Source organism: Kitasatospora sp. McL0602 (genome assembly GCF_052076145.1).
In the GTDB taxonomy this organism is placed as follows: domain Bacteria; phylum Actinomycetota; class Actinomycetes; order Streptomycetales; family Streptomycetaceae; genus Kitasatospora.
The window spans coordinates 6,322,219-6,348,627 of the sequence record NZ_CP197246.1; the positions used below are offsets into that span (position 1 = coordinate 6,322,219).

Genomic DNA, 26,409 nt, shown 5'->3' on the forward strand with positions numbered 1-26,409 from the left:
CACCCCAACTTCCCAATCCCCGCCAGAGAGGCGCGTCCATGTCCGACACCCCCACCCCGGCCGAGGCGATCCCCGGAGGGGTCGTCCACCCGGAGACCCCGCCCGCGCCGGACCCCGTCGCCGAGGCGGAGACCCCCGAGGGGGACCCCCGGGACGCCGAACTCGCCTATCTGCGCGCGGACCTGGAGACAATGGAGGGGCGGCACCACGAGGCCGCGACCGAGGCCGACGAGCTTCGGTGGAAGGCAGTTGACGACGCGAATGCGGCCGCCAGTGAGATGGTCATCGCTGGATACAGTGACCTCCCCGCGTTCGCTGTCGAGGCTGCTCGCACCGCTGCCCGCTACCTGGGGAGCGGTGAGGAACTGCGCGCCCTGTGCGAGAACCTGGCCGAGGCGTGCACTCCCCGGCCCGTGCTCGGCAAAGGGGGCCTGACGCCGGACGCGCCGCCACGGCCGGACGCTGCGACCATCGCGGCCCGCGCCATGCGGGGGGCCTGGTGATCACCCGCCCGCGCCGACCGCTGGCCGAGACGCACAAGCCAGGCACGTCCTGCCGCCGCCCGGGGTGCGCGTTCCCGCGTCGGGCGCTCTCCAAGTCGCCGACCACAGTTCGGTTCTGCTCGATCGCCTGCCAGGCATGGACCCGCTCTCTCCGCCGCCTGGCCGACTACCCGCCGACCCCGGTCCGCCGTGAGGTGGCGGAGGAGCTGGAGTTCGCGGCGGCCATCCTGGCCGAGCGTCGGCACCCGTTCGCCTGGTCCGAGCGAGAGCTGATCCCGGAGGTGCCGGAGCGGTCTACCACGGACGGGACGCTGTGAAGCCCTGTGCACCTCCCTCCGGCCTGCTGGCCCTTCAGTGGCCTAGACCACCGTCGGGCCCCCGGGGAGCCGGGAGACGGCTGCATGGCCCCTCCTGCCCCGGACATGCGAGAGGCCCCGCCGTCCCTCTCGGGATGACGGGGCCTCTCGGTGGTGGGTCAGCCTGCGGTGGTTCGGTGCTCGGCGTACGCCGCTGACAGCTCGGCCCGCACGGCGTCGTAGCGCTCCCTGGCGACGTCCGGATACGGGCCGAGGTGCCAGCCTCCCGCCGCCGGGTGGCGGTCCACGACGACCGCGCCGTCTTCGGCCAGGTCGCGGGCGGGGCCGGTGTACCGCACGGTCACGCTGTGGCGTCCTTCCGTGGTGAACCACGTCAGCCCCAGGTACCCGGGCTGGGCGTCGTACAGGTGGTAGGCCAGGGTCCGGCGGCCGGGCTCGGGCTTGGGCGGGGTGGGGACGTTCACGGGGGCTCTCCTGTCCGGGGGTTGGGTGGGTCACTCCGCCGCTTCGGCGCGGTCGCGGTCGTACGCCGACTGGCCGACCACGACGGCCGGGGGCTGCCCGGCCTGCTCGGCCCGGTCGCGGTCGTAGCCGCTGACGGCCACGGGCTCAGCCTGCCCACTGCGGGCCTGCCGGAGCTTGCGCCACACCTTGACCGCGCCGACCCCTGCCAGGCCCGCCAGGGCGGCCAGGATGCCCGCGCCGAGGTAGTTGCCGGTGGTCCACGGGTGGGCAGCGGCGAACAGGAGGGCGGGGGCGATCAGGACGAGGAGGGCGGTACGCACGGCGGTGCCTTTCGGGCGGTCGGCGGGATGTGTTTCCACCGTGCGGGGCGATAGGCCGGAATGCAAATGCATCACTGCGGCTTCTCGTGTGACTGTTCGCGGAATTCGTTGGCGCTGCTGCATTCACAGCGACTCGCACATGACGCAGATCACGTGAGCGTGCTCGCGGATTTATCGCGCTTCAACCGCTGGTCGTTCGGCTCGTTGTTTCCAGTTGCTGTTGGCGTTGATCGTTCGCGCTTTGTTGAGCGCGTCGCACGCCGACTCAACGACGTGGCGCACGTCTCAAATCGGCTTGCTTGACGACGCAAGGGGTGGGGGGGTACTCCCGTGCGCGCGTCTTCTCCGGCCGGGGCGTCATGGCATTCGAGGTCCGATGCGAACAGCAGCGAAACCACCTTCCGGCAGCAAAGCACCAGCTCAGGGCCCCTGTGGCCCACTTCAAGATCACAAAGAGAGGAGCCACAACGTGGCCAGCACCGACATACCGGCCATCATCCGGGAGCTGAGGTCCGCCTACGAGGACCCGACCGGCAAGCCGGACGACGACGCCCACCATCCGGGCCTAGTTCTCGACCCCGCCGACCTGGTGGCGATCAATTCGGCGGCCCCGCTTATATCCCGCGCCCGACAGATCCGGTCGATCGTCGCCCGTGACGGCGAGATGATCGACGGGGGAATGCGACAGGGGGTGAAGGTAGCTCATCCTCTCATTGAGACGGAAATGAAACTCTGGGCCAATGTGACGCGCATTCTTTCGCCGATCCGTACTGCCCGGGAAGGCGAGGAGAAGGGGCGGGGCCACAACGCTCGCTCTGCTGCTCTCACTCGGCATTGGGGGCCCCGCTGATGGCTCGCCGCCGCACCGACCCGGAATTCGTGGCTCGGCGGGAAGCCCCCGCGCTGGTCGATGACCTCCTGTGGTGGCTGGCCGAGCTGGACCACGCGCGCGGCGTGTGCGACTGCGACGGCTCGCCGCCGGAGCACCCCGCTGACTGACACAACGGCCCCGGAGCCCTCACGAGTTGGGGAGGGCTCCGGGGCCGTTCGTCGTACCCACCCGCCGTGACTCTCTGTTCGGCCGGCGGTGGACGCTCTGTGACTCTGGCGGGTGGTCAGGCTGCTTGGACTATGCGGAGGCTGGGGCTCCAGCGGCACCCCTTGACGCCCATCACTCCGACGGGTGATGGTCATGCACACCACTGCAAGTGACTCGACAGGGGCGGAGACTATGGAGCTAACGTTCATCGGTATTGATCCCAACACGGACACCGACGAGAGCCCTACCGTGTGGGTGGACGAGGAAGCCGAAGACCTTGTGTTTCAGTCGTACTTGGCCGACGGGGAGACCGTTGCCACCTGCGCTCAGACGCACATCCCTGGCCACTCGTCCGGGTGCCCCGAGGGTGAGGGCATCTTCCGTGTCCCGTTCCGCATGGTGCCGATGATCCGAGAGGCTTGTGATGTCGCAGAGCGTGCCCACCGTCGCCGACTTGATGAGGGCGGCGGAGACGTCAGCGGTACATCTTGAGCTGCGGGACAGCTACGGGATCACCCGAGAGTCGGAAGCGCTCAGGGCATGGCGTGAGACCGGTACCCGCAACGTGGACCCGGAGTCGGACCACTGGCGGTCATGGGTTGAGCTGATCCAGGAGAGCACCAGTCGGGGCGTAGCCGTCCGCCGTGCTCGGGTCGTGTCCGAGCCGGTCTCTGAGTACATCCAGTACGAGCACGCCGGTACCTCCGTGATTGTCGAGGCGGGTGAGCAGGTCCGTTGGTTGTCACGGCGTCTGACTTCCTCCCTGGCTCTGCCGGGTAATGACTTCTGGCTGTTCGACGGCCAGTTGGTGCGCTTCAACCACTTCACGGGTGAGGGTGCGTCGGCTGAGCCTGAGTACACCGAAGATCCGGCGGTTGCAGCGCTGTGCACCGCTGCCTTCGAAGCTGTCTGGGAGCGTGCCACCCCACACGCCGGTTACACGGTCTGAGAGGCCCGGACAGCCTCACCATGCCCGCTTCACCGCTCTCCAGCGCCCAAGAGGCGCGGAAGGCCGTTGCTGACCGCCTGGGAGGCATCCGCAAGGATGCTGAGCTGACCGGCCTTGACCTTGCTCAGCTCTGCGGCTGGCACCCGTCGAAGTCCTCTCGGATAGAGAACGCCCGCACTGTGCCATCGGATGCCGATATCCGGGCATGGTGTGAGGCGTGCGGCGTGCCTGATCGGGCAGCCGACCTGATCGCTGCTACTCGGTCGGCAGACTCGATGTACACCGAGTGGAAGCGCATCCATCGCACCGGGATGCGCCAGACTCAGGAAGCAATCGCCCCGCTGTACGAGCGGACGCGCCACATGCGTGTCTACTGCTCCACCGTGGTCCCTGGTCTGCTCCAGACGCCCGCGTACGCCACGGGCCTACTCGAAGCCATCACAGAGTTCCGGGGCATCCCCAACGACGTGCCGGAGGCCGTAGCGGCCCGCATGGCGCGCTCTCACGTGATCCGGGAAGGCAACCACCGGTTCGCGCTGCTGGTCGAAGAGAACGTGTTGCAACACCAGCTTGCCAACGATGACGGCATGGCCGGGCAACTCGGTTACCTGCTGGCCGTGATGTCACTGCCGAACGTCTCTCTTGGCGTGGTTCCGTTCAAGGGCCGCCGGAAGCTGTGGCCGATGGAGACGTTCTCTATCTTCGACGACGCGCGCGTGCAGGTGGAGCTTCTGTCTGCGCGGGTGGTCATCACCACGCCCGGCGAGATCGGCACATACGCACGGGCGTTCCAAGAGCTGTCCCGGATGGCTGTCTATGGGGCGCAGGCGCGGGCGCTGATCACCGAGGCCATTGCCGCTCTGGAGTGACATTCTGCAATGACGTGCAATCGCATAGCCGTTGGCTCTCGGCGCTCCCTACCTTCGGGGTGCAGGAGGCCACACACGAGCAGGCGGGAGCGGCGGACATGGCGAGTGCAGCGGTTAGGAACGAGCCCCCACCGAGTACGGTCGAGTGCGCCGTGTGCTCCCGGCTGGACGCCAGACGGGCGGAGTACGCCGCGCCGGGCCCGGGGCACAACCCCTCGGGTATGGGTGACATGCGGGTGATGCGCAAGCGTCACGCTGACTCCGGTACGTGCCCGCTGGCGGGGGCGTCCGATGCTGCCTGACACGATGCCCGCCGCCGCTGTTCGGGAGGTCCCCGAGCACGCAGACGTCAACCCCCTGGGGTGCAGGACAAGCGCGTGTCTCGGCTGTCAGCTGTTCGACGCCTGGGCCGTGGCGGGCAGTGATCTCCCGTGGGTCGGCCGTCAGCGCAACCGGCACCGCGAGTGGGGCGAGTGCACCGACATGACGCGCGGGGGGACCTTCCGTGACCCCGAGGACGGGGGCGAGCGTGCCGCATGACGACTGCCCAGCCCTTCCCCCGTCGCCGGAGGCCGAGGCGGGCCAGGACGACCAGGCCGAGCCCGACGGGCTCGCGCTGGAGCCTGCCGAGTCCGGCACCACTGCGCGTCTGCGGGCGGCGGTGGCGGACCTGAACCGCCGGTCGCGCTGGGGCGTGCTGTGATGGGGCCCCGACTCCCTCACCCCCTGCCCGCCGAGCTGGCTGCCGTGGCCAGGGCGGCGAAGGCCGAACGGCGGAGCAGGACCGCGCTCCGGGCCCGTACGCGGGCTGCCTTGCTCAAGGCCCGTGAGCAGGGTTGGACGTGGAACGAGATAGGCGCTGCTGCCCGCATCAGCGGTATGTCAGCCTCCCTGTGGGCGCAGGAGCCCCGGCCCTCCATGGCACACAGGAAGTACCCGGACCCCGCGCCCGACTAGACCCCCGTACCGGCCGCCGTGGAAAGGGTTCGGCCGGTACGGGCCCCAGCCCCGTCCGTGCGTCGTCCCCCGTGGCGCACGGACGGGGCCTTTCGCCGTCCCGGTAGTCTCTAGGGGATAACCGAATCTGGCCCCGGCCGGCTTCACCCTCGACGAGCGGATCACCGCCCTCCGCACGGGCGTCGAAGCCCTGGAGCTCGCCGGCCTGGCGTAGCAACAGGCACTCCTGAGGGCGGAGTTCAGCCGCTCGGCAGCACGGCCGGAGCCTGGACACCATGGCCGCGACGGCGAACCGAGGCCCTGTCCCTGTCCCAACTTCGGGACGGGCCGGGGCCTTTCGTCGTGCACGCCGATCACTCGACGGGCGGCGTGCTGTACCCGGCCTCAGCCTCCGCAGTGGTGGGCTTTTCGAGTAGGTGAAGTTCCCACGGGCCGGTGTTCACGTCGAACTCCTTCCCGAAGCCGACCCACTTTCCGGCCATCCGGCGGCCCGTCGGATCAACCAGGAGCTGAACCGCCCCGTGGTAGCGGGCCCCTTGGTAGTAGCCGTCCGGTGCGGTCTGTTCGACCCATGTCCCGGCCACGATGTTCCGGTCGATGTTCCGGTCGATGTTCCGGTCGATGGTCAGATCGAAAGTCAGGGGCGAGCCGGAGTTGGACGAGCCGTCGGGGAGCGACTGGCCGCTGATGCGGTTCCCGTGCTGGGTGAGCACGACATGGTGCAGCCCGGTGAATGCTCGGTCCCGGCTGCTGCTGTAGAACTCGTACCGACTGAGCCACACGCCGCCGTGATCGTCCCCCGTAGGTGCGGGTAGGGGCTGCCCCGCCGGGCTGCTGGGTGTCATGTCGTGGCCTCCCTCACTGTCTGCGGTGACCCTTGCTGGTAGGTCCGGGGAGTCGAACCCCAGGTCGTTCACCAGTCGTCCTGTGGCAGCTTCCAGCGCTCGGACGTAGATGGGCCGGGGGAACCGTACTTCGCCGCTCTCCCAACGCTGCACCAGCCGCTTGCTGGCGTCGTTGGGTTCGCCCTGTTCGTCGCCTACCTGTCGTAGGCGTTTGGCCAGCTCTTCCTGGCTCAAGCGCAGACCGAGGCGCACGGCCCGAAGGGTCTCGTTCGGCGTCGTCAGAGCCCCACGATAGGTGTGATCCTCCGTGAATGACACCGAAATGACGCCTTGTCAGGTCATCGAAGTGACGTCTGTCCGGCGTCGCGCGGGCTTGCCGCTCAGGACCAGTATCGGTTGCGACAGAGCGCTCTCGACGGGACAGCCATCACCGATCGGCGCCGACGTGGGCGGCAAGGTCAATCATTTCTACGCGCGGAGGTACGCACCATGAGCGAAACGATCACGCCTGCATTGGCGGGAACGGACCCGCGTGGCCTCATCCTCCCGGAGGTGCGCGCGCTGATCATCACCACGATTCGGGCGCAGCGCCCGGAGGTGACCGAGGAGCGCGCCGAACTGGGCGTCGGTCAGATGGCGGCGTTCCTGACCGCCTGCGCCCTGAGCGACCGACCGCTGAGTCCGTCGCCGGAGGTGGACGACTACTGGCACGCCTTCGTGCTCAACACCGAGGCGTACCTGAACTGGTGCATGGCCAGTCTCGGCAAGATGGTGCACCACAAGCCGGGCTATCTGGACCCGGAGGAGCACGGCGGCGGCAAGGCCCTCCGGGCCCGTGCCATCGACGCGATCGCGGAGTTGGGATTCCTGCTCGAACCGGACTTCTGGCCGGAGATCGAGTTGGCGAACTGCTCGCAGTGCCACGCCAACTGCTCTGACAGCCCATTCGCGGGCCACCAGGGCTGACCGCGAAGCAAGCTCGGTCGGTGCCCCGTCGTTGGGCACCGGCTCCCCAGTTCAGGCAAAGGAATAGCAAGTGTCATCGCAGCGGACCGAATGGGCTCAACTTCCCGTCGGGGCAAGGGAGGCGGTTCTGAGCCACACGGGTCAGGTTCTCAGGGCCCGGAGTGCGGAGGCCGGAGTCATGTCCGCCTTCGCCAGCATGCTGGACACCCGGTCCGGCTCCGTGTTCGTCAAGGCCACTCCGGCGGACAGCCCTACGGCGTGGGTCTACCGGCACGAGGCGCGGGTGACCGCTGCCGCGCCGTTGGCCCCACCGCTGCTCTGGCAGGCCGAGGGTGGGGGGTGGCTGCTCTACGGGTACGGCGCGCTGGCGGGCCGGTATCCAAGCTTCGCTCCCGGCTCGCCGGACCTGCGTCCATTGGTCCACGCCCTGACCGTCGTGTCCGGTCATCCGTGGCCTGTGGAGGTCAGAAAGAAGCCCCTCGGTGACCGGCTGGCCCGGTTCGTACCTCCCGGCGGGGAGGGGGTGCTGGACGGCCGTTCCATGGCCCACACCGATGTCGGTGAGTTCAATCTCCTGGTGACGGGTTCCGGTGTCCGGATTCTCGACTGGGCGCTGTCCTGTCCGGGGCCGGAGTGGACTGATGCGGCTCTGCTGGTGCCCCGGCTGATCGCTGCAGGGCATTCGCCGGAGCAGGCGGACTACGTGGCCCGGCACGTCCCGGCCTACCGTGAGGCGGACCCGGAGCGGTTGGGGGTCTTCGCCACCACCATTCACGCGTTCTGGGCGAGCCGTACCGCAGAGGACCCGTTGCCACAGCGGGTGAAGCTCACCGACGCAGCTGAGCGGTGGGCACGGATGGCCGGGCTGCGCGGCTAGGGGGCGCGCTGGGCTAATCGGTCGGAGGGGGCTCCGGGGAGTCGTGGTGGACGTGCAGGTCGCCGTTCATCACGGAGTAGGCGGTGGCGTGGCCTTCGGCTGTGGTGTTGAGGGTCGAAGACTCGGGGGCAGGGGCAGGGGCGGCCTCGGGGTTCGGGTGGTTGACCTCGACCTGGTTGTCGTGGCCGACGACGACGGGGCCGGCCACGTTGCCGCCGATCCGTACGGTGAAGCGGTCTCCTGAGGTTGACGGCATGAGGTGGCGGGACTCCTTCGGGGTCAGGACGGGGAGAGGCGGGTCCAGGTGCCGCAGGCGTAGCAGGTCATTTCCGGGTCCGAGCTGTGGCCCATGGTCACGTTGGCCGTCGACAGGTCCGGGGTGAGGGCGATCGTGACGGAGCTCTGCCCGATCGAGGGGCCGCATTCGCCGGCGGCCTTGTCGTGCACGGGGAACGTCCCGGTGTAGCTGTGGCCTCCGCTGCCGGTGAGGGCGATGCTCGTACCGCAGTCGGTCATGGTGAACGTGTCGTTGCCCGACGCCGTGATCTGGAGCGCGCCGGCCGGGGTCTCCCAGACGCCGGCCAGGCTGGTGGGTTTGGTGTCGGCCGAGGAGCTGTCGTCCAGGATCTTGGGGACGACGCCGATCGCGACGGCCATGGCGGCGGCGACCAGGACGAGCACCGCCGTCAGAGCGGCCTTGGCGGACACGGCGGCGGCGACGCCGGTCGCACCGGCGGCTCCGCCGGCTCCCGCAGTCCCCGCCGCGGCTGCTCCGGCGGCAGCAGCGTGTCCGGCGGCGTGGGCAGCCGCATGCCCGGCCGCGTGGGGGAGGACGGCCGAGGCGGCGTGCCCCGCCGAGCCGTGGGCCAGGCTCGACATGTGAGCGGCCGCGGTGTGGCCGGTCGTGGCGTGGGCGGCCGCAGAAGTGTGTGCGGCGGTGTATGCGGTGGTGTGCGCGGTCGTGTGGGTTGCTGCGGATGCGTGGGCCGTGTGGGCGGCAGGGGTGGCAGTGCCGGCGTGGGCCGCCGAGGCGTGGGCGGCGGGTGTGGTTGTGGCGTGGGCCGCCGAGGCGTGCGTGCCGTGGGTGGTTGCCGCGTGGGTGTGCAGGCTGCTGCCGCCGTCGTGCACGGTGGGCGCGGGAGACGCAGGGGCAGGGGCAGGCACAGGGGCGGCAGCAGGGGGCGTGAGCGGCGGTACGTAGCTCTGGGCGTGGAGTGCGGCGCTGGCGCCGTGAGTGTTGCCCAGCTGGTGCCAGAGTGTCACGGCCTCGCCGAGCAGGACAGCGGCCATCACCCGACGGCCCGTCAGCAGGCTGCGAACGCCTTCCTCGTGGGTGAAGTAGGCCTCCGCCTGCTTGTCGCCCGCCGAGCGGGCGGAGACCCAGCCCAGGCCCAACAGGCGGGCCCAGGAGCCGAACCGCAGTGCGCGGGCCATGACCGGGGAGGCGGCCCGGGTGACGAGGACGGCGAGATCCGGGCGGCCGACCGCCTCGGCCAGCGCGGCGGCCCGCTCCAGGGCGGTGCCGTGGTCGGCGACCTGGGCCGGGGACGTGCCGGGCAGGCCAGCCCAGCGGGCGAAGTAGCGGCAGATCTGGTCGACCGAGAACGGCTCGGGGTGGCTCTGGTAGACCGCAGTGGCGGTGCCCGAGGCGCAGCGGTAGCCGTGCCCCTCGGCCAGCACCAGCCCGAGCCCGGCGAGTCGGGTGCAGATCTCGGCGGCGTCGGTCACCTCGGTGACCGCCGCGATCTGTGCAGGGGCGAGCTCGGCGTCTCCGAGGGTCGCCAGGAGGTGCAGGATCTTGACCGCCGGTGGGTCGAGTCGGCCGAGCAGCAGCGGGACGAGCGCGGCGACCTGGCCGGGCTGGGGGAGCTGCGCCGGGCCGTCGGGGTCGAAGTCGGCCAGCCCGGCCAGCCCGGCCGCGCGGAGCAGCGGCAGTGGGCGGCCCTCGCCCGCCTCCCACAGGGCTTCGGCTGCGGCGAGGTCGCTGTCGAGCAGCGGGCGGCCGAGGCCCTGGGCGAGCAGGTCGATCCCCCCGTGCCGGTCCAGGCCCTTCACCTCGACCGTCGTGCCGTCCGTGCCGAGCAGGGACCGTTCGCTGCCTGCGAGCACGAAGGTCGCGTCCCGGGCGCTGTCGGCGAGAGACAGCAACTCCTCGCGGCCGAGACGGGAGTTGTCGAGGTAGACCGTCACCCGGACACCGGCCATCAGGCGCCGCAGCTCGGTCTCCGAAGGGGCGAACCCGGCGGCGTCGTAGCAGGCCTCGAAGACCTCCTGGGCCAGGTCGCCGGTCTCGCGGGCGGCGGCGTTCAGGTACAGCACCCCGTCGGGGCCGGGCGGCAGGTGCCGGGCCGCGTGCCGGAGCAGCATGCTGGTGCCGATCCCCGGCGGCCCGTACAACTGCACCAGGCCGCCCGCCCGTACGCCCGCCGCCAGCGCCGCCAACTCGGCGGCCCGGCCGATCGGTTCACGCTGCGGCCGAGGCAGCAGTTCGACCCGGGGGCGGCGTACCGGGTGCGGCCGCTCCCGTTCCATCAGGACGGTGACGGTCGACCCGTGCTGTGCGTCGACCACCAGGTTGTGGTCGCCGGCCACCACCGGGCCCATGGCGTTGCCGCCGATCTCGACCTGTCGGCCGGCGGTGTCCCGGCCCGTCGGGGGAGTCCCGTCCGCTTCCTGCATCGCCCGTCCCTCTCCTGGTCGCGAGAATCGCGCCCGTCTGCTCGGTGCGTCGCCTGCCTGAGCGGCGCCCCAGGTGTCCACGCTAGCGCCGCAGTTCGGTAAACAAACCGTCAAATGACAGCTTCGGCCCAGCAATTGGCGAGGCGGTGACGCTACGCGAAGGCGATGACGCTCAACCGGGCGAGATCCTCGACCCTGATGGTGCGGTAGCCGGTGGAGATCACGCCGGTCTCACGGAGTCTGCGCAGGGCCTTGTGCACGGTGGGTTCGGCCGTGCCGGAGAGGGTGGCCAGCTCGGGCTGGGTCAGCGGCCAGCGGATCTCGGCGCCCGCACCGACCGGCTCCCCGTACGTCACGGCGATCTCGTGCAGCACCCGGGCCAGGCGGGTCGCGGCGTCGCAGCCGGTGAAGTTGAGCCGGTGGGTGGTCGCCGCGCGCAGCTTGGTGACGACGGACTCGTTGACGGCCTGCGCGACCCGGGGGTCGCGCCGGGTGCAGTCCAGGAACTCGCCGCGGGTGACCGAGCGGGCGGTCACCGGGCCGCAGGTGGTGACCGTCGCGGAGCGCGGGCGGCCGTCCAGGGCGGCGAGTTCGCCGACCAGGTCACCGCCCATCCGGACGGCCAGCAGGGCGTCCCGGTCGTCGTGGGTCCGGCCGGTCACCTTGACCACGCCTTCGAGCAGCACCAGGACGAAGTCGGTCTGCTCCGACTCCCGGATGAGTACCCGGTCGGCCGGGTAGTGCACCTGGGTGCCCAGCGAGAGGAGGCGCTGCCGGCCCTCCTGGGGCAGGCCCGCGAGCAGGGTCGGTCGAGGCCACACCGTGTCCTCGTACGGCTCCCGCCCGCCGGTCTCCGGTCTACCGGTCTCCTGGCTCGGTCTCCTGCCAGTCATAGCCTGGTGTGCCCCGCTTCCCGTGTCCTGCGGGCCGTCACGTCACCCGTCCGGATTTTGTCATCGGCTCGACAAGTATGCTCTCCGGAAGCCCGGTTGACTGCCCGGATCGACAACTCCTCCTGTCGGCAGGGCGAATGAGTTGATTTCATCCTGAAGTTGCAGGTCACGGGGATGGCGTGGGTCGCGTTTGCGGTGCTCGGGCTGGTCGGGGCCGTGCTCGTTGGCTGCGCGCTCACGGCTGACCGGCCGCTTTGCTACGGCCGCCGACAACGTCGAGTCCGTCTCCGCCTGAGCGGACACGCCCGCCAGTGGGTTAATCGGGTTTCCCCTCCGGGTGCCCCCGTTCAATGGACAGATGTCCACGAGTTCCATGATGAAACGATTTTTGTTCCGGCGGCTCCGGGTCGGGCTGATGGCATTCTTCGCCGTGCTTTCGGCCGTGGTGCCCATCACCGACGCCCAGGCGGCGGTACCGGGAACGGTCACGATCCAGTCGCTCGACCTGCACGACGGGATGGTGCTCAAGGACGGCTCCACCTACTACCTCTACGGCACCGAGTACGGCTGCGGCTTCCGTTGGCAGGACGACCGGGCGCCCTGGTGCGGTTTCGGGGTGTCCACCGCAACCAGCCTCGGCGGGCCGTGGTCGCTGCCGCAGCTGCTGTTTCCCCCGGGTGCGACGGACCCGTACTCGGGCCTGAGCTGGCAGAACGAGTGCGTGAATGCGGGTTGCTTCAACCCGCGTATGGTCAAGCGCTCGGGCTGGGGAGCGGACGATGGCGCGTGGGTGCTCTGGTTCAACTCGCCGTCCGACTACAACTGGATCGGGGCCAATGCGTACAACGTCATGGGGTGCAATTCACCTGCCGGGCCGTGCGGGCCGACCGCCGGAGCACCGTACGGCTCCTACCGCAAGCCCCCGCTGTACACCTGTTACGGCAACGGGGACTTCGGGCTGGCCGTCGACACCGCCAGCCGCTCGCTGGTGGTGGTGTGCACCATGCCGGACTCCACGCTGTCGGTCGAGCAGATCGACCTTTGGGGAACCAGCAGCGCCAGGCACGGCGCCGCGTACCTGGCCGGGCTGGACGGGGTGGAGGGGCCAGGCATCTGGTACGAACCGGCCACCGGCAGCTGGTTCGGCACCTACAGCGATCCGTTCTGCGGCTACTGCACGGGCACTGCGACCGGTTACATGACGGCGGAGAGCCCACTCGGGCCGTGGTCGGCTCCGGTGAGCCTGGCGGCGGGCGGGCCGCCCGAGCGCGGGCGGCGCGACATCTCGGCCACCTCCTGCGGCGGGCAGCCCCGGACCGTCTCTGTGCTGGACGGCCAGGCCTGGCAGGGGATCGACCTGTGGACCGGGCAGGCCAACGAGACGAAGGCCGGGCTGCACTTCGAACCGCTCAGCTACCAGCCGCCACGCGGCACGGCAGGCGACGGCGGACTCTGGCACCCGCCGTTCGCGGACTTCCGCTGCACCGACCGGAGCGGCACCGGCCAGAGCGGCAGACGGGGCGCCGTTCGGTGAGCCGACTCCCCCGCCGGGGAGGTGAGCGTTGTCAGGACGCGCCCCTTCCCGGCGAGCGGCTCGGGCCGAGCTGAGGGCGCGCGGTGGCGGGCACTACGCACGGGGTGGGAGTCCTTCTCCGGGTGGCCGTGCCGCCGACGGTCACAGCGGCAGGACCTGCCAGTCGTCGAAGCTGGTGGCTGTCGTGCTCGTCCGGTAGTAGACGCTGCCGTCCGTACCGATGGCGAACACGTGGAGGACCCCGTCGCCGTCGGTGATCGTGGCCGGGAAGTCGAGGACGGTGCCGCCGAGGTCCTGCCAATCGGCGTAGTCGGAGTTCGGGGCGTTCTGGGCCGTGCTGCTCACACCGTTGCCACGGTTGCGTTCGAACAGGACGACCCGCCCCCGGAAGGTGGTAGCGGCCGGCTCGCCCACGCCCCCGTGCCCGCCTAGCGAGACCGGGGCCTGGACCCAGGAGCCGCCGGCCCGGGTCTGGTAGCTGACCAGCATCGCGCCGGTGCCGACCTCGCGGAAGGCGAGTTCGATCCGGCCGTCCTGGTCGAGCGCGGCCGTGGGCGGGCTCGCGGGCCGGGCACCCGGAATCAGCCCCGGGCCGTAGATGGTGCTGTTCGGAGCTCCCTGCCACCAGCCGAGGATCCCGGTGCGGGTGCTGGCGAACACCTCGATCGCGCCGACACCGTTGCGGATCGCGGTGACCGGGTCCTGGACATCGGAGCCGCCCAGATCCGCCCAGGCTCCCACCCATCCGCCACTCGGGGCCGTCTGCCAGGTACTGCTGACGCCGCCGCCGCCGTTCTTGACGAAGATCTCCAGCCGCCCGTCCTGGTCGTTGGCCACCACGGGTACACCGACCTGGTCCTGGCCGCCGAGCTGGGTGTTGGGGTTGCCGTGGTCGGTCCAGGTGTTCCGCCACCCGCCGTTGGGGGTGTCCTGCGCCAGGGAGATGATGCGGTGGTCGGTCAGACGCCGGGCGAAGACCTCCAGCCGGCCGTCGGCGTTGTTGCCGACCGCGATGCCCGGAGCCAGCCGCCCACCAGGGTCGGCCAGCCGCAGCGCGCCGCTCCAGTTGCCGTCCCCCCAACGCCATTGCGTCCACAGGAAGCCGGCCCGGACGACGAAGACCTGCGGCCTGCCGTCCTGGTTCAGCCCGACCCAGGAGGTGCCCCGCGACCAGCGGTAGTACATCCGGGAGAACCAGGAGGCGTTGAAGAGCCCCGAGTGGTCGTGGCTGGCGTACTCGGAGAAGAACACGTTCTTGTCCCCAGCCGTCGCCGGGTCCAGATTCACCGGGCAGTCTCCGATGTTGTAATTCCGGTAATTGATCTGGATCAACGAGCCGCCGTACTGGCGGGCCGCCTCGCCGACGAAGGCCGCGGCGGCGAGGTGGTCCGGGTGTTCGCCCGAGTAGCGGCTGTCGGGGTTCTCGTCCTGGGCCCGGAGCACGGTCGGCTGGTACGCCACCATCAACTGCCGCAGTACCTCGATGACGTCGTCGGCCGCGTAGGTCGACGGCCCGGACAGCGGGCTGCCGACCGGGACGATCGTGGTGTCGGTGCCGCCTGCCTGGACTTCGGCGAGCTGGCCGTCATGCAGATTGAGGAAGATCAGGTGCACCGGCCGCCCCTTGAGGACGTACCGTTCGACCTGCTTGCCCGCAACCGTCCATGCCTCGGCCGTCCAGCGCCCGGCCTCGTCGGTCGTCGGGTCGGTGTCTCCCGCACCGGCCATCCGGGAGTAGGCGTTGACGGCACCCATCTGCCGATTCCAGGTGCGCAGCGGCTCGCCTTCGGTGTCCCAGCAGTACGAGGCGCAGGGGTCACCGGTGCCGTTCCCCGCAGTGACGAAGACCGTGACGGACGGCGTGCCGCCGGCGATCGCGGTGGACAGGTCCGGGTTCATGAACAGGAGGTCGTCGTCCTCGTGCGCGACGACCTGCATGAACAACGGCCCGGAGCCCAGGAGTCCGGCTGCGCCCACGGCAGCAGCCGAGCGCGTCGCGGCCGTCTCGGCGAGGACGGGCAATGCGAGGGCGGTGGCCGCGAAGGAAGCGAGGAACCGTCGTCGACTGACTGCCATGGGGCGTCTCCTCCGAATGAGCTCGACCGTGACCAGGCCAGGAGAGAGGAGGCTAACGCACTGCTGGACGGATCATTTGGACCGACTCCTGCATATTTGGTCATACGAAAATTGAATTGACGGGCAATCAAATCCATCCTTCGCCACGGGGTTCTCGGGGCAGGGTGCCGGTCCGCAGTTGGGAGCCGTGCGGGTGGACGGGCCGGGACCTGGCACCGCCGGTCGCCCGATTCTCGTCACGCCTTGGTTACTGTGTGAGATATCCGAGGGGGGTCGTGGCGCGTGTGCGCCGCCCGCTCGCCCGGAGGCCCCGTATGACCTCACTGCCCCCCGCTGGTTTTCGGCGCCGGCGTGCGTGCCTGCCATGGCGGGCTGCTGCCGTGGTAGTACCGGTCCTGCTCGTGTTCGCCGCGCTGCCCGCTGCCGCCACGTCCGTACCGACCGTTGCCGTGTCAACGAGTGCGCCGGCTCGTGCCGCGCAGCCTGTCCTGGTGACCGACCACGTGTCCGCGATGTTGTCCACGCTGTCAGCGGCGCCGGGTGAGTCGGTCGACATCACCCTGACGATGACCGTTCCCCCGGAGGGCCTGCCACAGTCCGACGACATCAGGACTGCCGGCGTCCTGTCATTGAAGGCCGACTCGGGTCTGTGGGATTTCACGGACGGCTGCGTGGTGCTGAGCGGCCCCGCGCCGACCGGATGCAGCACCGGCTACGCCGCGCAGGTCGCGAACTGGTTCGGCGGCGGTATCAAGGAGTCGGGCGTGCTCCAGTTGCTGTTCCGTTCCACCGTCGCCCTCGACGCCGAGCCGGGCGCCTACGACCTCCTTCTCCGCGGCACCCCCGGCACTCTCCCCCAGGAGCGGGCAGCGGCCCAGGGTGTGTTCACGGTGCTCGACGCTGACGCTGACCAGACGAAGCGGCAGACCGCGCCCAGGGCGACCGGTTCCCCGGTCAGCTCAGATCGTTCGCTCAGGTAGGCGTCGCAGTAGTGGGTGGCGAGTCCGGTGGCGGCGAGCAGGGATCAGATCCCCGGACACCTCCCGCGGCTCCGGCCGGGGTCAGCCGCTGACAGACGATCACCCACCAGGGATCACGCCTCCGACCAGCCCGAGCATTCCAGAAGCGACCCACGCCATCCCCGGACCTGCAACTTCAGGATGAACCAACTCAATGGGAATCCCGTCATTGGACGGTGTGCTCCGCGTACGCTCGGGGCACAGTGGTGGGAGGAGCGAGGCCCGGCCCGAAGGGGACCAATGGACGGCGAGTTGACCTATCGCGCGGTGCTGGCCGTGGACATCGAGAGCTCGGCGGGGCGCGGCAACACCGCCCTGCTGAGGATCCGTGACGTGCTGGCCGCCGCGCTGCGCGAGTCGGCCGCACAGAGCGGGATCGACTGGGGGGCCTGCCTGATCGACGACCTGGGGGACGGCTTCCGGGTCGTCGCGCCGGCGGGGGTGCGGAAGGCTGCCCTGCTCCACCCGCTGGTGCACGAGCTCACCGCCCGCCTGCGTGCCCACAACCGGACGGCCGGGCCGAGCACGCGGATCCGGGTCCGGATCGCCCTGCACGCGGGTGAGCTCTGGCTGGCCGGCGCAGGCCGGGCGGCGGGCCGTCCGCTGGAGGTGCTCGCCCGGCTGCTGGACGCGGCTGCGGCCCGGACGCTGCTCGCCGAGGCGCCGGAGAGCACCTGCGCGGTGGTGATCCTCTCGCCGCACTTCCACGAGGAGACGGTGCCGCACGGCTACCCGGGTATCGAACCCGAGCTCTTCCGCGAAGTCACCGTGACCAACAAGGAGTTCACCACCCGGGCCTGGGCCTGGCTGGTCGGCTCCGGGGCGGTGGAGCCGAGGGCCGGGCGCCAGCGCCCGCCGTCCGGCCCGTCGACCATGGTCAACCGGGCCTCGGACCAGGCGGTGATCTACGCGATGCAGGACGTGGGGACCGTCCACGTGACGCATCGCCCCGAAAGCCAGAAGAGTGAGGAGTAGCGAGAGGGACGGAGGTCGGGCTCTCAGAGCCAGCCGCTTCGCTTGAAGACCCGGTGCAGGACGACGCAGGCGCCGGCCATCAGGGCGAGGGCCGCGGGGTAGCCCCAGGGCTGGCGGAGCTCCGGCATGTCGGTGAAGTTCATGCCGTAGATCCCGGCGATCATCGTCGGTACGGCTGCGAGGGCGGCCCAGGCGGAGATCTTCCGCATGTCGTTGTTCTGCTGGACGCTGACCTGGGCGAGGTTGGCGTTCAGGATGTCGGAGAGCAGCCGGTCGAGGCCGTCGACCAGTTCGTTCACCTTGGTGAGGTGGTCGCCGACGTCGCGCAGGTAGGGCCTGAGCTGCTCGGGCACGTCCGTGGCCGTCGCGCGGGTGAGCCGGAGCAGCGGCTCCTGGAGCGGCCCGGCGGCCCGGCGGAAGGTGAGCAGGCGGCGTTTGAACTCGTAGATCCGCTCGGCGATGCCGCCGCGCAGGCGGCCGGGTGCGAAGACCTCGGCCTCCAGCTCGTCCAGGTCGCTCTGCAGCGCCGTCGCCACGTCGAGGTAGCTGTCGACCACCAGGTCCGCGACGGCGTGCAGCACGGCCATCGGGCCGGCCGCCAGCAGCTCGGGCTGCTGCTCCAGGTCGGCGCGGAGTCTGCCGAGCGCGCCGTCGGCGCCGTGGCGGATGGTCATCACGTACGCGTCGCCGACGACGAGCATCACCTCGCCGGTGCTCACGCTGTGCCCGTCGGGGTGGTGGCCGATGGTCTTCAGGACCATGAAGAGCGAGTCACGGTACTCCTCCAGCTTGGGCCGCTGGTGCGCGGTGACGGCATCCTCGACCGCGAGCGGGTGGAGGCCGAACTCCTCGCTGACGAGGTCCAGCTCCTCGGTGGTGGGCTCGAAGAGGCCGATCCAGACGAAGGTGTCCCCGGCCTTCCGGGCAGCGGCCAGGGCGTCCGAGAAGTCCTCGGGTCCGGGTACGCGGCGGCCGCCCTGGTAGCTGGCACTGTCGACGATCATGCCGTGCATTCTTCCCGAAGCGCGGCCCGGCTCCGCACTCCGGGGCGGGCGGGTGTTGGGGAGATTCGGTTACGGACGACGGGCGGCCACTGCGATCCGCCGCCGCGATCAGCACCCTGGGAAGCGCGATCATGAGCGGATACGCTGGGCCCCATGCCGACTCTGCTGCTCGTACGCCACGGCCGTTCCACCGCCAACACGGCCGGAGTCCTCGCCGGCTGGACACCGGGGGTCGACCTCGACGACACCGGACGCGGGCAGGCCGACGGGCTCGTCGGGCGGCTGGCGGAGGTGCCGATCGTGCAGGCCGTGAGCAGCCCGCTGGAGCGCTGCCGCCAGACCCTCGCCCCGCTGCTCGCCGCCCGCCCGGAGCTGGACGGCTCCGTGCTGGGCGGCCCCGCGCTGGACGAACGGCTCGGCGAGTGCCACTACGGCGACTGGACCGGGCGCCCGCTGGGTGAGCTGGCCAAGGAGCCGCTCTGGCGGACCGTCCAGGACCACGCCTCCGCCGCGGCCTTCCCCGGCGGTGAGTCGCTGCGCGAGCTGAGCCACCGGGCGGTCGAGGCGGTGCGCGAGTGGGACGCGAAGATCGCCGCCGAGCACGGGCCGGACGCCGTCTGGGTCGCCTGCTCGCACGGTGACGTGATCAAGGCCATCATCGCCGACGCCCTCGGTCTCCACCTGGACCACTTCCAGCGGATCTCCGTCGAGCCCTGCTCCGTCACCGCGATCCGCTACACCCCCCACCGCCCGTTCGTCCTGCGGGTCGGCGACACCGGCAGCCTCGCCTCGCTGGCCCCGCGGCCGGAGAAGCCGAGCAGCGGCGACGCGGTCGTCGGCGGCGACACCGGCACCGCGTGAAGCAGCGGGAATCGAAACCTGACCTGTCGAGTTGACACCCGACGGGCGAGCCGACACCTGGCGGCCCCGGGCCGTGGCCCAGGCCGTAGGGTGGCAAGTGAGCCCACGATCGATCAGAACCCGGAGCGAGAGCGTGCCCCGTCAGGTCCATTTCTACGACCAGCCCGAGCGGTTCGTGGCCGGCACCGTCGGCCAGCCCGGCGCGCGGGCGTTCTTCCTGCAAGCCAGCGCCCGGGGCCGGATCACCAGCGTGCTGCTGGAGAAGGCGCAGGTCGCCGCCCTCGCCGAGCGGGTCGAGGAGGTGCTCGACGAGGCGCTGCGCCGCAGCGGCGGCTCCGCGACGATCCCGGTCGCCGCCCCGCCGGAGCTGGTCGACACCGCCCCGCTCGACCTGCCGCTGGAGCAGGAGTTCCGGGTCGGCACGATGGCGCTGGCCTGGGACAGCGTGGACGAGTGCCTGGTGGTCGAGGCGCAGGCCGTGGTCGAGGCCGAGGAGGACGAGACCGAGGAGGAGGAGCCGGAGGACGTCTTCGCCGACGAGGAGAACGGCCCGGACATGCTCCGGGTGCGGCTCTCCGGCGCGATGGCCCGGGTCTTCGCCAAGCGCGCGCTCGACCTCGTCGCCGCCGGTCGCAAGCCCTGCCCGTTCTGCAACCTCCCGCTCGACCCGGAGGGCCACCTGTGCCCGCGCGCGAACGGCTACCGGCGCTGAACGCCGAAGCCGTCCCGCTGGCGGACCCGGCGGCCAGCGCGGCCCTCGCCGCCGACCCGGACGCCGCGCTCGACCTGCTGGGCGCGGGGGAGCTGGCCGTCCACGGCCGGGTCACCGACGCGTCCAACGCGGTGCTCTACTGCACCGTGACGCTCGACGGGCTCACCGCCCCCTGCGTCTACAAGCCCGTCGCGGGGGAGCGCCCGCTCTGGGACTTCCCCGACGGGACGCTGGCCGGGCGCGAGGTCGCCGCGTACGAGGTGTCGGCGGCGACCGGCTGGGCGCTGGTGCCGCCGACGCTGCTGCGCGAGGGCCCGCACGGGCCCGGCATGGTGCAGCTCTGGGTCGAGCCCGCCGAGGAGGCGCCCGAGCTGCTCGACCTGCAGAGGCCCGAGGGCGCGGAGCCCGGCTGGCTGCCGATCGTCCGCGCCGACGTCGGCGAGGGCCGCACCGCCCTGCTGGTGCACCGGGACGACGAGCGGCTGCGCCGGCTGGCCGTGCTGGACGCGGTGCTCAACAACGCCGACCGCAAGGGCGGCCACTGGATCGCCGCCGCCGACGGGCGGCTGTACGGGATCGACCACGGCGTCACTTTCGCGGTGCCCGGCAAACTCCGCACCCTGCTGTGGGGTTGGGCCGGGCAGCCGCTCACCGAGGAGGCCGCCGAGGTGCTCGGCCGGCTCGCCGCCGGGCTCGGCGGCCCGCTCGCCGGGCGGCTCGCCCCGCACCTCACCGAGGCCGAACTCCGCGCCGCCCAGGCCCGGGTGGCCGAACTGCTGGACAGTCGACGGCACCCGCTGCCCTCGGCCGACTGGCCGTCCATCCCGTGGCCACCGGTCTGAACGGTCTGAACGGTCCGAACGGTCTGACGGACCGGTACGACGGGTGTGACACAGAACCTGATCTGACACAGTCGAAAACCGATTTCCAGCCGATCCCAAGCGGTGGTTGGCCATCCAAAACAACCCAAGGTTAGAGTCACTTTCATGCATTCCTGGCCCGCCTCCGAGGTTCCCGCCCTGCCTGGTCAGGGGTTCCCCCTCCGAATCCACGACAGCGCCACCGGCGCTATCCGGGAGGTCGTGCCGCAGGACGGCACTGCCCGGCTCTACGTCTGCGGCATCACCCCCTACGACGCGACCCACCTGGGCCACGCCGCCACCTACAATGCGTTCGACCTCGTCCAGCGCGTCTGGAAGGACGCCGGTCACGACGTCCTGTACGTCCAGAACGTCACCGACGTCGACGACCCGCTGCTGGAGCGCGCCGTCGCCACCGGCCAGGACTGGACGGTGCTCGCCGAGCGCGAGACCGCGCTCTTCCGCGAGGACATGACCGCCCTGCGGATGCTGCCGCCCGCGCACTACATCGGCGCCGTCGAGTCCATCCCGTGGATCGTCCCGCTGGTGAAGAAGCTGCTGGCGAGCGGCGCCGCGTACGAGCTGGACGGCGACATCTACTACTCGGTCGACGCCGACCCGCACTTCGGCGAGGTCTCCGGGCTGACCCGCGAGGCGATGGCGTCGATCTTCGCCGAGCGCGGCGGTGACCCGGAGCGGCCGGGCAAGAAGCACCCGCTGGACGCCCTGCTCTGGCTGGCGGCCCGGCCCGGCGAGCCCGCCTGGGACACCGAGCTCGGCCACGGCCGTCCCGGCTGGCACATCGAGTGCGTGGCGATCGCCCTCGAGTACCTCGGGATGTCCTTCGACATCCAGGGCGGCGGCAACGACCTCGTCTTCCCGCACCACGAGATGGGCGCCGCGCACGCCCACAGCGCCACCGGCGTCCACCCCTACGCCCGCAGCTACGTGCACGCCGGGATGGTCGGGCTGGACGGGCACAAGATGTCCAAGTCGCGCGGCAACCTGGTCTTCGTCTCCGCGCTGCGCCGCGAGGGCGTCGACCCGGCCGCGATCCGGCTCGCGCTGCTGGCCCACCACTACCGCAGTGACTGGGGGTGGCAGCAGGCCGACCTGGACGGCGCCGTCGAGCGGCTCGCCCGCTGGCGCGCGGCCGTCTCCCGCCCTGACGGCCCGTCGGCCGAGGCGCTGCTCGCCGAGGTCCGCACCGCGCTCGCCGAGGACCTCGACACCCCCGCCGCGCTCGCCGCGGTCGACCGCTGGGCCGCCCTCGCGGAGTCCACCGGTGGCGCGGACATCAGCGCCCCCGGCCTGGCCTCCCGTACGGTCGACGCCCTGCTGGGGGTCGCGCTCTAGCCTGACCGTGCACCACCCGGAGGGCGCGAGCCCCTGCCTGATCCACAGGCAGGGGCTCGTGCCCTCCGGTGCGTGTGGGGCCGGTGAGTCGACGACCTGACAGGGTCGGCCCGGCCTCGGGGCGGGGGTCGGGCCGTCAGGTCGGGTACGTCGGAGACTTGGCGTGCCCAATCCGACGTACCGAGGCCAGAGGAGGGAACGCATGACCGCGCAACTGCTCGCCGAACTGCCGCCCGTACTGCCGCCCGTACTGTTCTCCGGGATTCCCGGCGAGGTGCTCGCCCGGCTGGATCTGGACTTCCACCCCGTCGTCGCCGACGGCCGGGTGGGCATCGAGATGCACCAGCTCTACTCCGCCCGTGCCACGGAGCAGGACGGCCCCTCGGCAGCCCTCGTGCGCTACCTTCCGGGTGCCACCACGGCCTCGCACCGCCACCCCGGCTACGAGCTGATCTACGTGCTCAGCGGGGTGCTGGAGACGGAGGACGGCGTCTACCCGGAGAACAGCCTGCTGGTGATGCCGCCCGACAGCGTGCACGCCCCGCACAGCCCGGCGGGCTGCCTCGTCCTGGTGGTCTGGGAGCAGCCCGTCCGGCTGGCGTAGCCCGTGCGGCGGCTACGGGACGGGGTGGCGCTCGCGGAAGGCCGCGGCCTTGGCCCGGTTGCCGCAGACGGACATGTCGCACCAGCGGCGGGAGCCCCGGCGGGACCGGTCGACGTACAGCCGGGTGCAGCGCTGCCCGGCGCACTCCTTGACGGCCTCGGCCGACGGGCCGGCCAGCAGCTCCACGGCGGTGCGGGCCAGCGTGGCCAGCACCGCCCGGACGCTGCCGGTGTGCCGCAGGGAGCGGTCGGCCAGCAGCTCGGTCGTGATCGGGGCCCCGGCGGCGGCGCCGTTCAGCAGCTCGCGGTCGGCGTCGTCGTACGGGGCGCCGGTGGCGGCGGCGAGGGCCATCCGGTAGACGGCCTCGCGCAGCCGGAGGGCGGCGGCGAGGTCGGCCGCGGTGGCGGCGGCGGGGTTGTCGACCAGGCCGGAGGCGGCGACCCAGGCGGACAGGCCGTCCGGGGTGGTCACCAGGTCGACGGGCTCGCTGCGCCGGTGCTGGACGGTACCGGCGAAGTCCAGCGCCGGGTCACCGCTGACGAAGACGAATTCCATCGGATCAGCATAACGCTCACTAACCATATTGACCGGTTGCGTGAGCGTCCCGAAGTCCCTAGGCTCTACGTAACCCCGTTGGAGGGTTACCCGAAGCGTGAGGATCACTTCCGTGTCAGAGCGCGACGACGTGAGACTGGCCGACCGGCCAGAGGCGGTGGCTGTTGCCGCCGCCGCTCCGGGTGACGGTTCGAGCGGGGCTCCCCGATGGGCCTCGGCCGCCGTACCGGCAGTGTTCGTGGTGCTGTGGAGCAGCGCCTTCGTCGCGGCGGTGTTCGGCACCGGCGCGGCTCCGCCGCTGCTGCTGACCTTCGCCCGGTTCGCGCTGGCGGGTGTGCTGCTGGCGGCGATCGCGCTGGTGTCGCGCTCGCCGTGGCCGCGTGGCCGGATGCTGCTGCACGTGGTCGTGGTCGGCCTGCTGATGCAGGCGGTGCAGTTCGGCGCCTTCTACACCGCGATCGGGGCCGGGCTGCCCGGTGGCGTGGTGGCGCTCGTCCAGGGCTTCAACCCGGTGCTGATCGCGCTGATGGCCGGCGCGGTGCTCGGCGAGCGGATCACCCGGCGGCAGTGGATGGGGTTCGGCGTCGGCGCGGTCGGCGTCGGGCTCGCGGTGGCGGGGGAGTTGAGCGTCTCGGTGTCAGCCGTGCTGCTCTGCTTCGTCGGGCTGCTGGGGCTGAGCGTCGGCACGGTGTACCAGAAGAAGTTCACCCAGGGCACCGACGTCCGCAGCAGTACAGCCGTCCACTTCCTGGCCAGTGCACCGGTGATCGGGCTGCTCTCGCTGCTGCTGGAGGATCAGCGGGTCAGCGACTGGGGCTCGTTCGGCGCGGCGCTCGGCTGGATCGTGCTGATCAACTCCGTCGGGACGTTCCTGCTGCTGAACATGATGCTCCGCAAGCAGGACGCCAGCCGGGTGGGCACGCTGTTCTTCCTGACGCCCTCCGTCACGGCGCTGCTCGGCTGGCTGGTCATCGGTCAGACCCTCAACCCTCTTGCCATCATCGGCCTGGCGCTCGGCGGTTGCGGCGTGGTGCTCGCCGTCCGCCGCTGAGCTGCACGACCAGGCCGCCTTTCCCCGTACGTGTGAACGACGAACGAAGAGGAACAGACGTGACAATCAAGGTAGCCGTCAACGGTTTCGGCCGGATCGGCCGGGGTTTCCTGCGCGCTGTGCTCCAGACCGGTGCCGACCTGGAGATCGTGGCGGTCAACGACCTCACGGACGCGGCCACCCTGGCGCACCTGCTCGCCTACGACAGCACCATGGGCAAGCTGGACGCCGAGGTGCACGCCGAGGGTGACGCCATCTTCGTGGGCGACCGCCGGATAGCCGTGCTCGCCGAGCGCGACCCCGCCAAGCTGCCCTGGGGCGAGCTCGGCATCGACGTGGTGGTCGAGTCCACCGGCATCTTCACCGACGCCCACCGGGCCAAGGCCCACCTGGAGGCCGGCGCCCGCAAGGTGCTCATCTCGGCGCCCGCCAGCAACGAGGACATCACCCTCGCCTACGGCGTCAACCACGAGCGCTACGACGCGGACGTGCACCACATCGTGTCCAACGCCTCCTGCACCACCAACTGTCTTGCCCCGCTGGCGAAGGTGCTGCACGACGGCCTCGGCATCGAGGACGGTCTGATGACGACCGTGCACGCCTACACCCAGGACCAGAACCTCCAGGACGGCCCGCACAAGGACCTCCGCCGGGCCCGCGCGGCGGCCACCAACGTGGTGCCGACCTCGACCGGTGCGGCCAAGGCCATCGGCCTCGTCCTGCCCGAGCTCAACGGCAAGCTGGCCGGCCTCGCCCTGCGCGTCCCGGTGCCGGTCGGCTCGATCACCGACCTCACCGTCAACGTCGGCCGGGAGACCACCGTCGCCGAGGTCAACGCGCTGTTCGCCGACGCGGCCAAGGGCCCGCTGGCGGGCGTGCTCAAGTACGTCGAGGCGCCGCTGGTCTCCAGCGACATCGTCGGCGACCCGGCCTCCTGCGTCTTCGACGCCCAGCTGACCACCGTCAGCAGCAACGGCCGCCACGTCAAGGTCTTCGGCTGGTACGACAACGAGTCGGGCTTCTCGCACCGCGTCGTGGACGTGGCCCTGCTGGTCGGCGCCAAGTAAGGCCGACGCACCTGGTGAACGCCGAGGGGCGCGGGGCTCAGAGCCCCGCGCCCCTCGGCTATCCCTCGTCCTCGCCGTCTTCGTCCTCAGGGGACTCCTCAGGGGACTCCTCGGAGGAGTCCTCAGGGGCGTCCTTGGGCTCCGGCGGCCGCTCTGCCGTGGCGTGGCCGGCGAAGGGCTTCTCGCCGGTCGGGCCGAGGTTGTCGCGGCGGCGGAGGTAGCGCTCGAACTCCCGGGCGATGGCGTCACCGGAGGCCTCCGGCAGCTCGGCCGTGTCCTGGGCCTCCTCCAACTGCTGGACGTACTCGGCCACCTCGCTGTCCTCTGCGGCGAGCTGGTCGACGCCGATCTGCCAGGCGCGGGAGTCCTCCGCCAGGTCGCCCGGCGGGATGCGCAGGTCGAGCAGGTCCTCCAGCTTGTTGAGCAGCGCCAGCGTCGCCTTCGGGTTCGGCGGCTGGGCGACGTAGTGGGGCACGGCCGCCCAGAGCGTCACGGCCGGGACTCCGGCGTGCGCGCACGCCTCCTGGAGCACGCCGACGATGCCGGTCGGGCCCTCGTACCGGCTCTCCTCCAGATCCAGCGTCCGGGCCAGCGCGGCGTCCGAGGTCACCCCGCTGACCGGGACGGGGCGGGTGTGCGGGGTGTCGCCCAGCAGCGCGCCGAGGATCACCACCAGCTCGGCGCCCAGCTCGTGGGCGAAGCCGAGCAGTTCGTTGCAGAACGAGCGCCAGCGCATGCTGGGCTCGATGCCCCGGACGATGATCAGATCCCGGGGCTTGGGGTCCGTCACCCGGACGACCGAGAGCCGGGTCGTCGGCCAGGTGATCCGCCGCACGCCGCCGTCCAGCCAGACCGTCGGGCGGTTGACCTGGAAGTCGTAGTAGTCCTCGGCGTCCAGGGCGGCGAACACCTTGCCGCCCCAGGTGTCGTCCAGGTGGCTCACCGCCGCCGAAGCGGCGTCCCCCGCGTCGTTCCACCCCTCGAAGGCGCAGACCATCACCGGGTCGATCAACTCGGGAACATCTTCCAGCTCGATCACCCAGCGTCTCCCTGCCG

Annotated in this window: 29 protein-coding genes; 19 read left to right on the top strand and 10 right to left on the bottom strand. The window is 71.0% G+C overall.

The genetic code is table 11. The features are described 5' to 3' along the window. Window positions 1-38: 38 nt before the first annotated feature. On the top strand, window positions 39-503 hold the full coding sequence (locus ACR68M_RS28650; protein ID WP_441247037.1) for a hypothetical protein: 465 nt from the start codon (window positions 39-41) through the stop codon (window positions 501-503). Beyond that, entirely contained in the window at window positions 500-820 is a 321-nt protein-coding gene (locus ACR68M_RS28655) for a hypothetical protein (protein WP_441247038.1), read from the top strand. Before ACR68M_RS28650 ends, ACR68M_RS28655 begins: the two co-directional genes overlap by 4 nt. A 158-nt stretch (window positions 821-978) precedes the next feature. On the opposite strand, the gene ACR68M_RS28660 is transcribed toward ACR68M_RS28655, so the two are convergent. Next, window positions 979-1,284, bottom strand: a complete 306-nt coding sequence (locus ACR68M_RS28660) for a hypothetical protein (protein ID WP_441247039.1) — start codon at window positions 1,282-1,284, stop codon at window positions 979-981. 30 nt (window positions 1,285-1,314) lie between these two features. Next, complete coding sequence (locus ACR68M_RS28665) at window positions 1,315-1,605, bottom strand: hypothetical protein (protein ID WP_441247040.1); 291 nt, start codon at window positions 1,603-1,605, stop codon at window positions 1,315-1,317. A 153-nt stretch (window positions 1,606-1,758) separates the two neighbouring features. Between ACR68M_RS28665 and ACR68M_RS28670 the strand changes: the two genes are divergently transcribed. The 5 genes from ACR68M_RS28670 to ACR68M_RS28690 all read left to right on the top strand — a co-directional run bounded on the left by ACR68M_RS28670 (window position 1,759) and on the right by ACR68M_RS28690 (window position 5,165). After that, complete coding sequence (locus ACR68M_RS28670; protein ID WP_441247041.1) at window positions 1,759-1,908, top strand: hypothetical protein; 150 nt, start codon at window positions 1,759-1,761, stop codon at window positions 1,906-1,908. A gap of 166 nt (window positions 1,909-2,074) precedes the next feature. Further along, the gene (locus ACR68M_RS28675) at window positions 2,075-2,455 is read left to right on the top strand and encodes a hypothetical protein (protein ID WP_441247042.1); all 381 of its coding nucleotides are present in this window, start codon (window positions 2,075-2,077) and stop codon (window positions 2,453-2,455) included. Between the two features lie 613 nt (window positions 2,456-3,068). After that, a complete protein-coding gene (locus ACR68M_RS28680) occupies window positions 3,069-3,593 on the top strand; it encodes a DUF6879 family protein (protein ID WP_441247043.1) in 525 nt (174 codons plus the stop codon). Between the two features lie 20 nt (window positions 3,594-3,613). Then, the gene (locus ACR68M_RS28685; protein ID WP_441247044.1) at window positions 3,614-4,462 is read left to right on the top strand and encodes a helix-turn-helix domain-containing protein; all 849 of its coding nucleotides are present in this window, start codon (window positions 3,614-3,616) and stop codon (window positions 4,460-4,462) included. A 529-nt stretch (window positions 4,463-4,991) separates the two neighbouring features. Continuing rightward, entirely contained in the window at window positions 4,992-5,165 is a 174-nt protein-coding gene (locus ACR68M_RS28690; protein ID WP_441247045.1) for a hypothetical protein, read from the top strand. 607 nt (window positions 5,166-5,772) lie between these two features. Here the strand turns inward: ACR68M_RS28690 and ACR68M_RS28695 are convergent. Then, complete coding sequence (locus ACR68M_RS28695) at window positions 5,773-6,582, bottom strand: helix-turn-helix domain-containing protein (protein WP_441247046.1); 810 nt, start codon at window positions 6,580-6,582, stop codon at window positions 5,773-5,775. Window positions 6,583-6,753: 171 nt separating this feature from the next. On the opposite strand from ACR68M_RS28695, the gene ACR68M_RS28700 reads away from it, so the two are divergent. Together ACR68M_RS28700 and ACR68M_RS28705 are read left to right on the top strand one after the other, a co-directional pair. Then, the gene (locus ACR68M_RS28700) at window positions 6,754-7,230 is read left to right on the top strand and encodes a hypothetical protein (protein WP_441247047.1); all 477 of its coding nucleotides are present in this window, start codon (window positions 6,754-6,756) and stop codon (window positions 7,228-7,230) included. Between the two features lie 178 nt (window positions 7,231-7,408). Beyond that, window positions 7,409-8,107 (top strand): aminoglycoside phosphotransferase, encoded by a 699-nt coding sequence (locus ACR68M_RS28705; RefSeq protein WP_441247048.1) that lies wholly within the window; start codon window positions 7,409-7,411, stop codon window positions 8,105-8,107. A gap of 13 nt (window positions 8,108-8,120) precedes the next feature. On the opposite strand, the gene ACR68M_RS28710 is transcribed toward ACR68M_RS28705, so the two are convergent. From ACR68M_RS28710 to ACR68M_RS28720, 3 genes are all read right to left on the bottom strand, one after another. Continuing rightward, window positions 8,121-8,363, bottom strand: coding sequence for a hypothetical protein (locus tag ACR68M_RS28710; protein WP_441247049.1), 243 nt, complete (start codon window positions 8,361-8,363; stop codon window positions 8,121-8,123). 23 nt (window positions 8,364-8,386) lie between these two features. After that, window positions 8,387-10,786: an ATP-binding protein gene (locus ACR68M_RS28715; protein ID WP_441247050.1), complete on the bottom strand. Its 2,400-nt coding sequence runs from the start codon at window positions 10,784-10,786 to the stop codon at window positions 8,387-8,389. A gap of 152 nt (window positions 10,787-10,938) precedes the next feature. Then, window positions 10,939-11,607 (bottom strand): Crp/Fnr family transcriptional regulator, encoded by a 669-nt coding sequence (locus tag ACR68M_RS28720; RefSeq protein ID WP_441247051.1) that lies wholly within the window; start codon window positions 11,605-11,607, stop codon window positions 10,939-10,941. Window positions 11,608-12,094: 487 nt separating this feature from the next. On the opposite strand from ACR68M_RS28720, the gene ACR68M_RS28725 reads away from it, so the two are divergent. Then, a complete protein-coding gene (locus ACR68M_RS28725; protein ID WP_441247052.1) occupies window positions 12,095-13,213 on the top strand; it encodes a hypothetical protein in 1,119 nt (372 codons plus the stop codon). Between the two features lie 141 nt (window positions 13,214-13,354). Here ACR68M_RS28725 and ACR68M_RS28730 read toward each other — a convergent pair whose 3' ends face one another. Continuing rightward, window positions 13,355-15,289, bottom strand: a complete 1,935-nt coding sequence (locus ACR68M_RS28730) for a PIG-L family deacetylase (RefSeq protein ID WP_441247053.1) — start codon at window positions 15,287-15,289, stop codon at window positions 13,355-13,357. 401 nt (window positions 15,290-15,690) lie between these two features. On the opposite strand from ACR68M_RS28730, the gene ACR68M_RS28735 reads away from it, so the two are divergent. Both ACR68M_RS28735 and ACR68M_RS28740 read left to right on the top strand, forming a co-directional pair. After that, entirely contained in the window at window positions 15,691-16,269 is a 579-nt protein-coding gene (locus tag ACR68M_RS28735) for a hypothetical protein (protein ID WP_441247054.1), read from the top strand. Window positions 16,270-16,548: 279 nt separating this feature from the next. Continuing rightward, window positions 16,549-17,283 carry a hypothetical protein gene (locus tag ACR68M_RS28740; RefSeq protein ID WP_441247055.1) on the top strand — a complete coding sequence of 245 codons (735 nt, stop codon included), beginning with the start codon at window positions 16,549-16,551 and terminating at the stop codon, window positions 17,281-17,283. A gap of 23 nt (window positions 17,284-17,306) precedes the next feature. Here ACR68M_RS28740 and corA read toward each other — a convergent pair whose 3' ends face one another. Continuing rightward, window positions 17,307-18,287, bottom strand: a complete 981-nt coding sequence (corA, locus tag ACR68M_RS28745; protein WP_441247056.1) for a magnesium/cobalt transporter CorA — start codon at window positions 18,285-18,287, stop codon at window positions 17,307-17,309. 153 nt (window positions 18,288-18,440) lie between these two features. Here corA and ACR68M_RS28750 point away from each other — a divergent pair, with 153 nt between their 5' ends. The 5 genes from ACR68M_RS28750 (at window position 18,441) to ACR68M_RS28770 (ending at window position 22,680) form a co-directional block, all read left to right on the top strand. Next, window positions 18,441-19,148 (top strand): histidine phosphatase family protein, encoded by a 708-nt coding sequence (locus ACR68M_RS28750; RefSeq protein WP_441247057.1) that lies wholly within the window; start codon window positions 18,441-18,443, stop codon window positions 19,146-19,148. 133 nt (window positions 19,149-19,281) lie between these two features. Next, the gene (locus tag ACR68M_RS28755; RefSeq protein ID WP_441247058.1) at window positions 19,282-19,860 is read left to right on the top strand and encodes a DUF3090 domain-containing protein; all 579 of its coding nucleotides are present in this window, start codon (window positions 19,282-19,284) and stop codon (window positions 19,858-19,860) included. After that, window positions 19,830-20,702, top strand: a complete 873-nt coding sequence (locus ACR68M_RS28760; RefSeq protein WP_441247059.1) for an SCO1664 family protein — start codon at window positions 19,830-19,832, stop codon at window positions 20,700-20,702. Before ACR68M_RS28755 ends, ACR68M_RS28760 begins: the two co-directional genes overlap by 31 nt. Window positions 20,703-20,846: 144 nt before the next feature. Next, window positions 20,847-22,076, top strand: coding sequence for a cysteine--1-D-myo-inosityl 2-amino-2-deoxy-alpha-D-glucopyranoside ligase (mshC, locus tag ACR68M_RS28765; protein WP_441247060.1), 1,230 nt, complete (start codon window positions 20,847-20,849; stop codon window positions 22,074-22,076). A gap of 202 nt (window positions 22,077-22,278) precedes the next feature. Beyond that, window positions 22,279-22,680 carry a cupin domain-containing protein gene (locus ACR68M_RS28770; protein ID WP_441247061.1) on the top strand — a complete coding sequence of 134 codons (402 nt, stop codon included), beginning with the start codon at window positions 22,279-22,281 and terminating at the stop codon, window positions 22,678-22,680. A 12-nt stretch (window positions 22,681-22,692) separates the two neighbouring features. On the opposite strand, the gene ACR68M_RS28775 is transcribed toward ACR68M_RS28770, so the two are convergent. Further along, window positions 22,693-23,235: a CGNR zinc finger domain-containing protein gene (locus tag ACR68M_RS28775; protein ID WP_441247062.1), complete on the bottom strand. Its 543-nt coding sequence runs from the start codon at window positions 23,233-23,235 to the stop codon at window positions 22,693-22,695. 112 nt (window positions 23,236-23,347) lie between these two features. Here ACR68M_RS28775 and ACR68M_RS28780 point away from each other — a divergent pair, with 112 nt between their 5' ends. Together ACR68M_RS28780 and gap are read left to right on the top strand one after the other, a co-directional pair. Beyond that, window positions 23,348-24,286 carry a DMT family transporter gene (locus ACR68M_RS28780; protein WP_441247063.1) on the top strand — a complete coding sequence of 313 codons (939 nt, stop codon included), beginning with the start codon at window positions 23,348-23,350 and terminating at the stop codon, window positions 24,284-24,286. A gap of 59 nt (window positions 24,287-24,345) precedes the next feature. Further along, entirely contained in the window at window positions 24,346-25,353 is a 1,008-nt protein-coding gene (gap, locus tag ACR68M_RS28785) for a type I glyceraldehyde-3-phosphate dehydrogenase (RefSeq protein WP_441247064.1), read from the top strand. 58 nt (window positions 25,354-25,411) lie between these two features. On the opposite strand, the gene ACR68M_RS28790 is transcribed toward gap, so the two are convergent. Next, window positions 25,412-26,392, bottom strand: coding sequence for a PAC2 family protein (locus tag ACR68M_RS28790; RefSeq protein WP_441247065.1), 981 nt, complete (start codon window positions 26,390-26,392; stop codon window positions 25,412-25,414). Window positions 26,393-26,409 lie beyond the last annotated feature (17 nt).